The following is a 13,521-nucleotide window of genomic DNA, read 5'->3' on the forward strand; positions in this document are numbered from 1 at the left end:
TACCGCGGCTGACCGGCTATCGGGACCGGCCGGCGAAGGTCGTCAGCGCGTCGCCCGAGAGCCGGTAGCGGATCCACTCGTCGCACGGCTCGGCGCCGATCGACCGGTAGAAGTCGATCGACGGCTGGTTCCAGTCGAGCACCGACCATTCGAACCGCTCGTAGCCGCGCTCGACGCCGATGCGGGCCAGCTCCGTCATGAGCGCCTTGCCGTGCCCGCCGCCCCGGCTCTCCGGCCGCACGTACAGATCCTCCAGATAGATCCCGTACGTCCCGGTCCAGGTGGAGAAGCTGAGGAACCACAGCGCGAAGCCGACGACCTGCCCGTCGCTCTCGGCGACGTGGGCGTACGCCGCCGGGGAGTCGCCGAACAGCGCGTCCTTCAGCCGCTCGTCGGTGAGCTTGACCTCGTGCAGGGATTTCTCGTATTCGGCCAGGTCGCGGACCAGCTGGTTGATCACGGGCACGTCGTCGGGAGTGGCGGGGCGAATCATGTGCGCAAGCGTATGACACCTGCGCGCCTACCTATTTCGCCCGTCCCCGTGCGACGATGCGCAGGCGTGGTGCGCGCCGGGGGGCGGGGGGCCTGTTGGGATGGCGTGCGCGCGCGTTCCCGGGAGGTGGCTGTTCGGTGGGGGGCGTGGATCTGGCCCGCTGTGACGACGGCGCGTTCGCGATCACCGCGGGCGAGCGGGCGCTGTACGAGGAGGGCGACTTACGGGCCGCGCGGCGCTGCTTCGAGGCGGCGCACGGCCGGGCCGAGGCGAGCGGCGACCGTGCCGCGCTGGCGCGGGCGGCCCTGGGGCTGGGCGGGATCTGGGTGCAGGAGCACCGGCCGGGCCCGCGTCAGGAGACGGTACGGGCGCGGCAGCGGCGGGCGCTGGCGCTGGTCGGCCCGCGCTCCCCGCTGGCGCTGCGGCTGCGGATCAGGATGCGCGGCGAGGACGACTACCGGGCGGGCGAGCACGCCGGGACCCTGCGCCTGCTGGAGGAGGCGAGGGCGGCGGGTGACCCGGTGGCGCTCGCGGAGGCGCTGAGCCTGGCGCACCACTGCCTGCTGGGCCCGGCCCACGCGGGCACGCGGCTGGCGCTGGCGTCGGAGCTGACGGGCGTGGCGGCGCGCACCGGGCGGCGCGGCGACCTGCTCATGGGGCTGATGTGGCGGACGGTCGACCTGTTCAAGGCGGCCGATCCGCAGGCGGAGCCGTCTCTGCGGGAGCTGCGGGCGGCGCTGGCGGCGGGCGACCATCTGGCGGTCGGGTTCGTGGCGCGGGCGGCGGAGGTGATGCTGGCGACGCGGGCGGGCCGGTTCGAGGAGGCGGAGGCGCTGGCGGGCGCGTGCGCGCAGCGGGGCGCGGAGGCGGGGCACGTGGACGCGCCCGGCTGGTACGGCGAGCAGCTCGGCGCGATCCGCTGGTTCCAGGGGCGGGCGGGCGAGCTGGTGCCGTCGCTGCGCGAGCTGGCCGGGTCGCCGACGCTCAGCCCGGTGGACCACGCGGTGGCGGCGAGCCTGGCCGTGTCCGCCGCGACGGCCGGCGATCATCGGACGGCGGCGGGGGTGCTGGCCCGGTTGCGCGGCCAGAACCTGCCACGTTCGGGAAGCTGGCTGGCGACGCTCTACTTCCTGACCGAGGCCGCGTACCTGCTGCGTGACACGGGCACGGCGGCGCGGGCCCGCGAGCTGCTGGCGCCCTACGCGGGGCTGCCGGCGGTGGCCGGGCCGGGCGTGACGTGTCTCGGCTCGGTGCGGCACTCGCTGGGGATGGCGGCGCTGACGACCGGCGACGTGGACGGCGCGGTGGCGGAGCTGCGCGCGGCGGTGCGCGACAACGTGGCGCTGGGCCACCGGCCCGCCGCGGCGCTGTCGCGGCACCGGCTGGCGCAGGCGCTGGCGCTGCGCCACGGCCTCGACGACGAGGCGGCCCGCCGGGAGCGGTCGGCCGCCGCCGAGGAGGCCAGGGAGCTGGGCATGATGCTGCCCGCCGGGCCGGGCGCGTGCCGGATCGAGCCGCACGGCAGGCAGTGGCGGGTGACGCTGGGCGGGCGGCGCGCGCTCGTCGCCGACAGCGTCGGCATGCGCCACCTGGCCGTCCTGGTGGCGCGGCCCGGCCGGGAGGTCCCGGCGGCCGACCTGGTCGAGGAGGACCGGGCGGGCGGCGGGGAGCGGGCCAGGATCGCCGTCGGCAAGGCGGTCAGGCGGGCGCTGGCGCGGATCGCGGAGGCGGACCCGGTCATCGGCGTGGAGCTGCGGGCCGCCGTGCGGACGGGGGCCCGCTGCGCGTATCTGCCGGGAAACGACGAGATCCCGCCCAACCGGACGGGATCTCGTGAAGAGTAGCGGGGGAAGGATTTGAACCTACGACCTTCGGGTTATGAGCCCGACGAGCTACCGAACTGCTCTACCCCGCGTCGACTCCTCAACTGTATCGCACTTCCGGACCTACACGAGCCGGATCACGTGAAGCAGATACTCCTTCCGGTTGAGCGGGTTGTGGTCGGTACGCGGCCGCGCGGGCACGGGGCCGCGCACCTCCTGGTAGGAGTCGAACGCGCTCTCCAGCATCCCCTCCCCCCGGGTGAGCCCCGGCAGCCGCTGCTCCAGCTCGTGCACCCGGGCCGCCGGGATCACCCCGTCCACCCGGTACGCGCTCCCGGCCGGCCCGGCGGCGCCCGGCACGCCGCCGAGGCGGACCAGCTCGGCCAGCACGGCGGCGGAGGCGTCGGCCGGCAGCTCCAGCGTGAAGCGGTGCATCGGCTCGTACACGCGGGTGCCGGCCCGCTTCAGCGCGTCCATGAGCACCAGCGGCGTCAGGTGGCGGAAGTCGCCGGCGGTGCTCGACATGCTCTTGTCGAACCCGCCGTGCGCGCTGCTCTGCCTGGCCCAGTAGCCGGAGTGCGTGAGCGTGACCACGCAGTCGAGCACCTGCCAGCCGTGCAGCCCCTGGCCCAGGGTCTCGCGGACGGTGTCCTCGACGGCCCGCATGAACGTGTACGGCATCGAGCCCAGCTCCACCTCCAGCCGGAAGTCCACGCCTGACCCGATCGGCGCGGGCTCGACGCGCAGCCCGACGGTGCCGAGGAACGGGTTGCCGTCCTTGCCGATCAGCTCCACGGCCGCGCCGGTGCCCGCGGGGCGCTCGACGCAGATCGTGGTGGTCTCGCGGAAGGTGACGCCGAGCCCGTACTCGGCGGCCAGCGTCTCCTGGATGACCTCCTTCTGCACCTCGCCGTACAGGGAGACGGAGATCTCCTGGCGCACGTCGTCCTGGCGCAGGTTGATCAGCGGGTCCTGCTCGGCGAGCTGGGAGAGCGCGGCGTGCAGGGCGGCCCGGTCGGACGGGTCGTCCGGCACGACGACGGTCTCCAGCGTGGGCGGCGCGAAGTGCTGCCGGGCGAGCCGCGGGGGCCGTCCGACGGCGTCGCCGATCCGCACCTCGGTGAGCCCGTGCAGCCGGGCGATGCGCCCCGCCTCGACGGCCGGGGCGCGGACGGCCGAGCCCCGGTCGAACAGCGCGATCGACGTCACCTTGCCCTCCCGGCCGTCGCCGAACGGCACGACGTCCCGTACGCGGACCGTGCCGGAGAACAGCCGCACGTAGGCGGCCTTTTCCCCGGCGGGCCCGCGCTCGACCTTGAACACGGTGCCGGAGAGCGGCCCACCGGCGTCGCCGCGCGCGGCCGGGAGCAGGTCGCGGATGCCGCCGACCAGCTCGGGGACGCCCGCGCCGGTGATGGCCGAGCCGAGGAACACCGGGTGCGCGAGCGCCCGCCGCGTCTGCCCGGCCAGCGCCCGGCGCAGTCGCCGGTACGGGACGGGGGTGCCCTCCACGTACGCGGCCAGCAGCGCGTCGTCGTGCTCGGCGAGCGTCTCGGCCAGGGCGTCGTCCGCGTCGCCCGGCCCGTACGGGACGAACAGGGCGTCGCGCCGGCCCTCGCCCGTGACGGCGCCCATCGCGACGCTCGCCGGGGCGAGCTTGGCCTGGATGTCGCGCAGCACGCCCGCGCAGCGCGCCCCGCCCCGGTCGATCTTGTTGACGAATATCAGCACCGGGATGCCGAGCCGCCGCAGCGTCCGCATCAGCACGCGGGTCTGCGCCTGGACGCCCTCGACGGCGGACACGACGAGCACCGCGCCGTCGAGCACGCCGAGCACCCGTTCGACCTCGGCGATGAAGTCGGGGTGGCCGGGCGTGTCGATGAGGTTGACCGTCACGTCGCCCAGCGGGAAGGAGACGACGGCGGACTTGATGGTGATGCCGCGCCGGCGTTCGAGGGCGAGGGAGTCGGTCTGGGTGTTGCCGTCGTCGACGCTGCCGAGCTCGTCGATGACTCCGGCGGCGTGCAGCAGCCGCTCGGTCAGGCTGGTCTTACCGGCGTCTACATGCGCAAGGACGCCCAAATTCAGAAATTTCACGAACCGCCATGTCCTCTGAGTGGATGGAAGTGCTCAGCTGGGGGGACATGGTTGTGGCTCGCATCGTGAAGCTCCTCCGCTCGTCGGTGTCCCGGCAGCACACCAGATCGGCGGCCGCCGGGACAACAGGTTTTACCTCAGCCGGCGGCGGCTTCGAGCAGACCCTTCACCTCGATCTTGTTCATGCCGAGCATGGCCTGCGCGACCCTGGCCGCGACCGCCGGGTCCGGGCCGCCCATCAGGTCCGGCAGGGCGCGCGGGATGATCTGCCAGGACAGGCCGTAGCGGTCCTTGAGCCAGCCGCACCGGCCCTCCTCGCCGCCCTCGGTCAGCCGGGCCCACAGCTCGTCGACCTCCTCCTGCGACGCGCAGTCCACGTACAGGGAGGTCGCCTCACTGAACTCCTTGCCCGGGCCGCCGTTCAGCGCGATGTGACGCTGCCCGGCCAGCTCGAACGTCACCGTCATCGCCGCGCCCCCCGGCACCCGCTGGACGTCCACGATCCGCGAGTCCGGCAGGAGCGAGGTGTAGAACGTGGCCGCCTCCTCGGCCTGGTCGTCGAACCACAGGAATGTCGTGACCTTCTGCATGACGTCGTCCTCTCGTGCGGGGGAACCTCCCCCTCACCAGCGCGTCGAACGACCGGCCGCCGGATCGACACGCGACCGAGAAGTTTTCCGCCGGGCGCGTCACGGCAGGTCAGGCCACCCGCCATACGATCGTCCCCGAGACCTGAGGAGGCCCGATGATTTTCATCACCGCGAAGTTCCGCGTACTGCCCGAGTCCGCCGCCAGGTGGGCGGAGATCACCGCCGAGTTCACCGCCGCCACCCGGGCCGAGCCCGGCTGCCTGTGGTTCGACTGGTCGCGCAGCCTCGACGACCCGAACGAGTACGTGCTCGTCGAGGCGTTCCGCGACGACGAGGCCGGCGCCGCGCACGTCCAGTCCGACCACTTCCGCGAGGCGCAGCGGACGCTGCCGCCGCACCTCGCGGAGACCCCGCGGATCATCAACACGACGATTGCGCAGGACGGCTGGTCCGAACTGGGGGAGATGGCCGTGCCGCCCGCGCGATGACCTCCTCCGTCGTGAGCGGCGCCCTGGGGTGGTGGCTCAGGCACATCGGCACCCGCGTCCTGACCGGGCCCCGCCCCTCCAGCGCCACGTAGAACTCCCCGGACCGCAACCGCGACACGTCGGGCACGTCGCCGCCCTTCGCCCGCGCCATCTCGCGGGCCGCGCCGATCTGGATGGGCGCGTTCAGCAGGCCGAAGAACTGGGTGGCGGCGTTGCCGGGGATCTGGTTGTGCAGACCCTTCGGCGCCTGCGTGGCGAAGACCAGGCCGAGCCCGTACTTGCGGGCCTGCGACGCCAGCGCCAGCGTGCTGCGCAGGCACGCGGTGACGCCGCCGGCCGCCGGGGCGAACGTCTGCGCCTCGTCCATCACGAACAGGCCGCCCAGCGGCCGGTCACCCGCCGGGTTCTTCTTGACCCAGGCGAACAGCGCAAGCTGCAACTGGCTGACGAAGCTCTGCCGCTGCTCGTCCCCCGGCAGGCCCGCCAGGCTCACCACCGACACGCGGGCCCGCCGGCCCGGCGGCGGCGTCAGCAGCAGGCCCGGGTCCACCGGCGTCCCCTCGCCGCCGAACAGCGGATCGTTGTCCATCGCCGCCCGCAGCGACTGGGCCAGATCCGCGGCGATGCGCTCCGCGTCCGCCAGCTCGCTCACGCCCTCCGGCAGCGCCGCCAGCATCCCGGCCAGGCCGCGCAGCGTCGTCCCGCCGCGCCGCCCGTACCATTCGAGCGCCTTGCGCAGCACCGCCTGGCCGCGCTGCGCCTTCACGGTCTGCGCGGTCAGCTTCAGCCTCGGGGCCACGGCCGCCATCGCGGCCTCCACCGCCTCGCCGAACTCGTCCGGATCGGCGGCCACCCCGGCCAGGTCGGGCAGCGGCTGGAAGCTCAGCGGCCGGCCCGCCGCCCGCCTCGGCGTCCACACCACCACATCGGTGCCCGCCAGATACGCCTCCGCCTTGCGCTCGTCGCCCTCCGCCCAGCCCTCCGGCCGCTCCGGCCACCGGTCCCCCAGCCTCGCCAGGTCGTTGTTCGGGTCGAGCACGATGGCCGACACACCCCGCAGCGCGCACTCCTCCACCAGCCGCCGGATCAGCACCGTCTTGCCGGAGCCGGTGCCGGCGAAGATCGCCACATGCTTCCTGAGCCCCTCCAACCCCACCCGCACCCCGACGTCCACGTACTCCCCACCGTCGAAGTCTCCCGAAACGGACACACCCGACACGACTGGAGAGGGCGCGGCCGTCCGCGGCGTCGCCCCTCCCGCAGCGGGCGCGGCCGTCTGGGGCGTCGCCCCTCCCGAACCGGGAACCCGCACCGCGCCCCCACCCGAACCGGACGCAGCCGTCGCGGGCGCGACCGCACCGGGTGCGGCCGTCGTCGCCGCTGCCGCTCCAGGAGCGGGCGCACCCGACGCGGCGGGGGCGGGCGCCTCCGGCGTGCCGCCGCCCGGACCGGACGGCTCCACCCCGGACGTGGACGCACCGGACTTGGGCGGTCCGGGGGGAACGGTCCAGGGGCCGGTGAGAGCTTGGGTGAGGAAGGGGATGGCGGACGTGGGGCGGCGGGCGGTGAGCCAGGACGCGAGCCCCGGCGGGTTCTCGGCCAGCAGCGCCTTGAGCGCCGCCAGGACCTTGAGGTCGGCGGGCGTCACGGGCAGGGTGCGCCCTCCGGCGTGCTCGAAGGCCGCGATCGCCTCCTTGGTGCGCACCCCGGGAGACCAGGGCGCGTTGCGCAGCAGGAAGAGCCGCCGCTTGGGCACGCGCGGATCCAGCCCGGCGGCCACGGACGCCTTGCGCACCCGGTTGAGCGCCGCGTTCCCGTGGGCGGCGCTGACCGCGCGGAACGCCCAGTGCGCCTCGTCCTCGGTCTCCTCGTCGAGCGTGTGCCGCAGCCGGGCGTGCAGCGGCGGCTTGGCGCTGGGCGGCGGGTCGACGCTGAACGCCTTGCCCGCTTCGCCGCGTTCGCCGACCCAGGCCGTCAGCCCCGCCGCGAGGAGCGCGGGGACGATGACGTCCTCGGTGGCGGCGTCGAGCTCGGGCGGCTCGGCGGCGTCACGCAGGCGGGCGAACCGCGCGTCGATCGCCGCGAGCAGGCCCGCGTCGGGGGCGGGACTCTGGCGCGGCGTGCCGGTGCCGGACCCGGTGAGCCGGGTCAGCTCGCGGACCTGCCCGTCCTGGACGCAGCCCCGGACGTGGTCGTCGATCGTGATGAGCAGTTGCCGGGGCGTGAACCCGGGCGCCTGCTCGAACGCCTCCGGCCGGACGGGCCAGGTCGGGTACGGCGGCTCGAACCCGGCGGCGGCGTACTGCACCTCGAACCGCCGCGCCACGAGCCGCGCCGCCGTCTGCGCGTCGGGCAGGGTCTTGAGCTGCACGGCCTGCCGGAACCGGTCCCGTACGGTGTCGACGGCCACCTTCTCGATCAGCGTCCAGGTCGCGGGCAGGCAGGTGACGACGGTGAGCGTGCGCCGCGTGACCTCGCGCAGGTCCATGAGCCCGCCGGCGATCCGTTCGATCATGGCCGATTCGCCCGGCTCGCGGGCGAGCGGGTCGGTGGCGACGGGCGACTGGGCGACGAGCGCGTCGATCTGGTCGACGGCGACGATGGCGGGCCCGGTGAGGGCGAGCAGCCGCGAGACGTCCCTGACGATCTCCTGCGGCGTGCGGTCGACCTGCCGGATGCCCCAGCGGGCCCGCTCGCCGGGTTCGCCCTCGGGGGCCGACGACAGGAACGCCTCGCCGATGTCCTGCAGCGCGAGGTCGTCGGACGCGTACAGCACCAGGGCCCGCGCCGTGTCCTGCGCCTGGCTGCCGACCTGCCGGTCGAGCCGGCGCAGCGCCGTGACGAACCGGTCCAGCACCTCCCGGGTGATGGCCTTCCTGCCGCTGACGGCGCGCCGTTCCATCCGGGACAGGTCGGCCGCCGAGGCCAGCCGCGTCAGGAACAGGCCGAGCTGGCTCTGTCCTTCGGCGGCGTCGCGGGACAGGCTGTCCAGGACGGACACGACGGTGCTCTCCCAGAAGCCCTTGGCGTCGAGCAGGCCGACGAGCACGAAGTAGCCGCCGCGGCGTTGCGCCTGTTCGCGTACCCAGCCGAGCAGGTGGGTCTTGCCGGTGCCGCGCTGCCCCTGGACGACGACGCCGATCGGGCTGGTGTCGCGCCCCTCGGCGGCCTCGGCCAGGCCGGTGAGCACGATCCCGGCGGACGGCCCGTGCAGCCCGTCCACGTGGTGGTCGGAGTGCCGCCAGACGTCGTCGGCGCTCTCGGCGTAGTTGAAGCGGAGCGCCGCCAGGGCCGCGGCCCCGGCCGTCACTGCCCGATCCACAGCAGGTGCTTGTCCTGCTCGCCGATGCGGACGGCGGCCTCGCGGTCCTGCGGGCTGAGCGTCTTCTGGTTGGACTCGGGGACGAGGTTGACGTCGGCGAGGCGTTCCATGCGGGTCAGCGTCCCGTCGAGCGCCTCCCTCGGCACGTCGCCGAGCAGCGCCCGCAGCCGCGTCAGGCTCACCCACGCGCCGGGCGAGGCCGCGAGCCGGGTGTAGGCGTCCCGGACCCGCCCCTCCACGTCCGCGCTCTCCCCCGGCGGCTGCGCCAGCGGCTGGAACCCGGGCGGCTGGAACCCGGGCGGCTGGGACTCGGGCGGCTGGAAGACGTCGGCGAGCCGCTGGTCGGTACGCTCCAGGAACTCCGGCAGCCAGCCGAGCAGCGCCCGCGCGATCACCCCCGACGAGCCGCCGAACACCGGCAGCCGCCCCGCGCGCAGGTCCTCCCCCAGCCGCGCCCAGCCCGCGTCGGTGAGCACGTGCGCGAACCCGCGCCCCTGCTTCCAGCTGTCGACCAGCTTCAGCTCATTGAGTCTGACCCGCTTCTTCCCGTCGATCGACAGCCCGCGCCGCGCCTTGAGCTCCGTGTTGGAGATCTCCCGGGCCTCGACCGCCAGCGCCACCAGCGCCGAGAACTCGGGCAGCGACAGGGCCTTGTCTGACATGGCTCATCCTTCGGTAGTCCCGCGGCGGCTCCGCAGAAACAGCTCGATCTGCCGGGCCACCGATCCGGGATCGGTCAACACATGGGAATCGGTGAAGCGCAGCACCGCGTAACCGGCGAGCTGGAGCAGCACATCCCGCCTCCGGTCGTCGGCGAACTTGGCCGGCCGCCGGTGGTCGGGGCCGTCGATCTCGACGACGCACCGCTCCGCCTGCCACAGCAGATCCACCCGGATGGGCGGGGCCAGCGGGTGGGGCTGGTACGTCCGGTTCCACGCCCGCCCGGCGGCCCAGGGCCGTGGCGCGAGTGCGTCCTCCAGCGCCTGCTCGCTGCGGCTCGCCGGATGCGGCCGCCCCGCCACCGGCGGATAGCCCAGCCCTCCGCCCTCCGCCTCCCCGTGCGGCGGGCGCGCGTCATCCGGCGTCCAACCGGCCGGCCGTACGCTCTCCGCCTGGTCGGCGGGGATGCGGACGCGCTCGCCGGGGAGTGCGCGGACGGCGGGAAGGCGGAGCGGCCGGAGCGGGAGCTCGACGGCGGGCACCCGGTCCACGGCGGGCAGCGGCGCCCCGGCCAGCCACACGCCGAACCCACCCCGATGGGCGAGCCATTCGCAGCCGGCGACGAGCACCTCCTGCGCGGCGGGCGGCAGCTCACCGGGGACGCGCACCAGGATGGCCGTCCACTCCCGCCGGAAGCTCGCGGCCAGCACCCGCGCCAGTCCAGCCGCCCGCGCCTCCGGCCCGAACTGCCCCCGACCCCGGCCCCGGCCCCGGTTCTGGCCCTGCTCCTGGCCCCAGCCCTGATCCCCGCGCCCGCCCTGATCCCCGCTCTGGTCCCGGGTCCCGGCCTGATCCCGGCCCTGGCCCTGGCCTCCGCCCTGATCCCCGCCCTGGCCCCGAACCCCGCCCTGGCCCCGAACCCCGGCCTGGTCCCGGCCCTGGCCCTGGCCTCGGCCCGCGCCCTGGTCCTGGTCCTGGCCGAAGGAAGGGGCGGGGCCCGTACCCGGGAGAGGGCCGAAGCCGGGCGCGGAGCCCGGGACGAGGCCAAGGCCGGAAAGGGGGGTGTGGGTGGTGAGGGCGCGGGTGGCCAGGGCGGCGAGGAAGGGGCCGAAGTGGGCGGTGGTCGCGGCTTCGCGCAGGGCCAGGGCGCGGACCGCGGCCGGGGCGGCGCCGCCGGGGCCGTCGAGCGTCGCGGCGGCCGGCAGCCAGGCGGGGAAGAGGGCGAGCGCGGCGGCGTCGAGCTCGTCCAGGACCGCCGCGACGAAAACGGCAGCGGTGCGGGCCGGGCGGGCGGTGTAGGTGACGATCGCGGGGCCGTCCTCGGGCAGCGGATCGGCGGCGAGCTCGATCGCGTCGGGGTCGGCCCCGGCCCACACCACCCGGCCGGCCGGTGATCGCGACCATGAGCGCACCACAGGCCAGTCCTCGTCGGGGGGAGAAAGCGGGGGGACAGCGGGGGGAACCATCGGCGAGGCTATACGGGCCCGCCCGCGGCTGTCCGGCGAAAGGGTCTCAGACGCGTACCGGCACGGGGGCCGCCTCCGGCCGGGCCCGGCCGCGCCGGACGTGGACGAGGCCCGACAGCCCGGCGAGCAGCACCAGGATGGCCACGGCCACGGGCCAGGCCAGGTCGGGCACCGGTTCCGGGACGACGGGGGCGGCCTGGGCGGCGCGGACGAGCGCGGGGGCGAGCGCGTACGCGAGCCCGAGCCCGGCCGCCACTCCCCCGGCGGCGTAGAAGAGGGCGCGGGCCCCGGCGAGCAGCGCGGCCAGGACGAGGACGGCGAGCGCGGCGGCCAGCCCGAGCAGGAGGGCGGCCCGCTGGTCGCCGAGGAGGGGTGCGGCCAGGTCGCGCGAGCGGGCGAGGTGGACGTCCCAGCCGGGGTGGGCGGCGAGCGCGGCGCGGGTGCGCTGGGGGTCGCCGGTGGCGAGCCACCAGTCGGTGGCGGGCGCGGGGAGCCGCCCGGCGGCCAGCTCGCGGACCTGGAGGGTGGGCCAGTCGGCGAGGATGCCGGGGAGCGCGGGCGTGGTCGCGGGCAGCCGGTCGACGATGCCGGCGACCTTGACGCGTACGGGTTTGCGTTCGAGGAGGATGACGGATTCGCGGCCGGTCTCGAGGTTGTGCGCGGCGGCGAGGTCGGCGGTGACGACGACGGGCAGCGGCCCGTCCACGGGCGCGGCGGTGGGCACGGGCCGGACGGTGACGGCGCTGTCGGCGACGCGCACGGTGAACAGCCCGCTGTCGGCCTGTTCGCCGCCGGTCCACTGCTGTCCGGCGGGCAGCGTGAGCGTCTGGCCGCCGGCGCGCAGGGCGGTCACGGTCGCGGTGCGGGGGACGCCGTCGACGACGCGGCCGAGGAACCCGCGGACGGTGAGCGGGTAGGCGATCTCCTCGCCGGGGCCGGCCAGCGCGGACAGGTCGACGTCGGTGGCGCCGGTGCGCAGCGGCGGCACGGGCACGCCGTGCCAGGTGCCAAGGGCGTCGGAGACCACCAGGACGAGCGGCAGCGGCCCGTCGGGCGTCTCGGCCTCGACGGTGAGCGTGCGGGGCGTGCCGGGGACGGGCAGCCCGCCGATGGCCGGGCGTCCGGCGGCGAGGCCGGCGGCCAGTTCGGCGACGGTGCGGTCGGACAGGTCGGGGCGGATCCGGTACGCCTGGCCGAGGCGGTCGGCGTCGAGGCCGACGAGGGTGGCGTCGTGCAGGTCGACCACGACCGTCACCCGGTGGGCGGGCACGGCGGCGGTGACGCCGGGCAGCGCGGCGAAGGCGCTGCCGCGGCCGAGCGCGTGCGGGGTGCCGCCTTCGGCGGGGCCGTGCACGCGCAGGTCGGCGCCTGCCTGGTGGGTCGCCTGGTCGGCCTGGGAGGTGCGCCAGGTGGCGGCGGTGGACACGGTGGTGACGACGAGGGCGGCGGCCAGGGCGACGGAGATCCCGCGCACGCCCGGCCGCCGTACGAGCAGCAGGAGCAGGGCCGCGCCCAGCCCGCCGGCGAGCCCGAGCACGGCGGCCCGGGAGGCGGCGGTGACGGCGTCGAGCCGGGCCACGGTCGCGGGCAGCGCGCTGACGGGCGTGCAGTCGGCGCACCCGGCGCTCAGCAGGCTCTCGCGCAGGTCCCGGACCCCCGCGGCCATCGATCGCACGCCCTCCGCCGCAAAGCCGGTCAGATCGGGAGTGAACGTCCAGGACGCCTTGACGTTGGTGGCGAAGCGGTCGAGGAAGGTCCGCTGGTCGACCATCAGCGGGCCGAACGTGGTGTAGTAGTCGCGCTCGTCGACGCCCCTGGCGAGCATCGGGTCGTCGGCCCAGCGCGGCCCGTACGGGTCGTCGAGCAGGTAGACGCCGGTGATCCGGACCTTGACCGGCTTGCCGTCGATGCGCCCCTGGACGATGATCTCCTGTCCGGCGCGGAGCCTGGCGAGCGTGGCGGCGGGCTGGGAGACGGCGGCCTGCACGGTGCCGTCGGCGCCGCCGTGACCGGGCCAGGCGCCTTCGACGAGCTTGGCGTGCTCGCGCAGGTCGCTCACGCTGTCGAACCTGAGCCGCTCGGGCCGGCGCAGGTTCTCCTGACCGGGCATCGCGTAGGCGTCGGAGCGGAACCGGGTGGCCGGCTCGCCCCCGGCCCCGCCGAGCGCCGCCCCGGCCTGTTCGCGGACGACGCCGTCGATGCGGGCGTACGTCTCGGCCGTGATCAGCCCGGTGACCGTGACGGAGGTGGCCTCCGGCGGCGCCGAGGCCAGCGCTTCGCTCAGGCCGGACCCGCCCAGCGACATGGCGTAGCCGCCGAGCCCGGCCAGCGCGGCGGCCGGCAGCACGACGGCCAGCCCTTTCCAGAGAACGCGACTCCACTTGGACACCCCGACAAGTTCCCAGTGAACGCGCCGAAGATCAAGAGCACGCGGGCCACGGGTTGATCAACGCGACCCCGCATTAAGCCGCCCGAAATTCACCGATTCGATAATGGAATAACCACTGTCCGGCAGCTCGTGCTGGCATTCCCGCGCCTTTACCCCGATACTGGGAATGCAAGATCCGCTCATTTCCAGCCGG

At 75.2% G+C, this 13,521-nt stretch carries 9 protein-coding genes and 1 tRNA gene; 2 read left to right on the plus strand and 8 right to left on the minus strand.

Annotated features, from left to right (window positions below; genetic code table 11):
* Positions 1-16: 16 nt before the first annotated feature.
* Positions 17-493: a GNAT family N-acetyltransferase gene (locus ACWDXC_RS11425; protein ID WP_364169596.1), complete on the minus strand. Its 477-nt coding sequence runs from the start codon at positions 491-493 to the stop codon at positions 17-19.
* Positions 494-630: 137 nt separating this feature from the next.
* Between ACWDXC_RS11425 and ACWDXC_RS11430 the strand changes: the two genes are divergently transcribed.
* Entirely contained in the window at positions 631-2,337 is a 1,707-nt protein-coding gene (locus ACWDXC_RS11430) for a hypothetical protein (protein WP_449980693.1), read from the plus strand.
* On the opposite strand, the gene ACWDXC_RS11435 is transcribed toward ACWDXC_RS11430, so the two are convergent.
* The 3 genes from ACWDXC_RS11435 to ACWDXC_RS11445 form a co-directional block, all read right to left on the minus strand.
* Positions 2,335-2,408, minus strand: a tRNA-Met gene (locus ACWDXC_RS11435). The two genes, ACWDXC_RS11430 and ACWDXC_RS11435, sit on opposite strands and share 3 nt — an antisense overlap.
* Positions 2,409-2,439: 31 nt before the next feature.
* A complete protein-coding gene (locus ACWDXC_RS11440) occupies positions 2,440-4,398 on the minus strand; it encodes a GTP-binding protein (protein WP_449980696.1) in 1,959 nt (652 codons plus the stop codon).
* 152 nt (positions 4,399-4,550) lie between these two features.
* Positions 4,551-5,003 (minus strand): VOC family protein, encoded by a 453-nt coding sequence (locus tag ACWDXC_RS11445; RefSeq protein ID WP_219508255.1) that lies wholly within the window; start codon positions 5,001-5,003, stop codon positions 4,551-4,553.
* 155 nt (positions 5,004-5,158) lie between these two features.
* Between ACWDXC_RS11445 and ACWDXC_RS11450 the strand changes: the two genes are divergently transcribed.
* Positions 5,159-5,491 carry a putative quinol monooxygenase gene (locus tag ACWDXC_RS11450; RefSeq protein WP_449980700.1) on the plus strand — a complete coding sequence of 111 codons (333 nt, stop codon included), beginning with the start codon at positions 5,159-5,161 and terminating at the stop codon, positions 5,489-5,491.
* On the opposite strand, the gene ACWDXC_RS11455 is transcribed toward ACWDXC_RS11450, so the two are convergent.
* The 4 genes from ACWDXC_RS11455 to ACWDXC_RS11470 all read right to left on the minus strand — a co-directional run bounded on the left by ACWDXC_RS11455 (position 5,424) and on the right by ACWDXC_RS11470 (position 13,328).
* Positions 5,424-8,813, minus strand: a complete 3,390-nt coding sequence (locus tag ACWDXC_RS11455) for a helicase HerA domain-containing protein (protein WP_449980703.1) — start codon at positions 8,811-8,813, stop codon at positions 5,424-5,426. The two genes, ACWDXC_RS11450 and ACWDXC_RS11455, sit on opposite strands and share 68 nt — an antisense overlap.
* Positions 8,798-9,475 carry a hypothetical protein gene (locus ACWDXC_RS11460; protein ID WP_449980705.1) on the minus strand — a complete coding sequence of 226 codons (678 nt, stop codon included), beginning with the start codon at positions 9,473-9,475 and terminating at the stop codon, positions 8,798-8,800. Before ACWDXC_RS11460 ends, ACWDXC_RS11455 begins: the two co-directional genes overlap by 16 nt.
* A gap of 3 nt (positions 9,476-9,478) precedes the next feature.
* A complete protein-coding gene (locus tag ACWDXC_RS11465; protein ID WP_449980707.1) occupies positions 9,479-10,888 on the minus strand; it encodes an endonuclease domain-containing protein in 1,410 nt (469 codons plus the stop codon).
* 97 nt (positions 10,889-10,985) lie between these two features.
* Complete coding sequence (locus ACWDXC_RS11470; protein WP_449980709.1) at positions 10,986-13,328, minus strand: hypothetical protein; 2,343 nt, start codon at positions 13,326-13,328, stop codon at positions 10,986-10,988.
* Between the last annotated feature and the right edge of the window lie 193 nt (positions 13,329-13,521).

The sequence above is a fragment of the Nonomuraea sp. NPDC003214 genome, assembly GCF_053590035.1.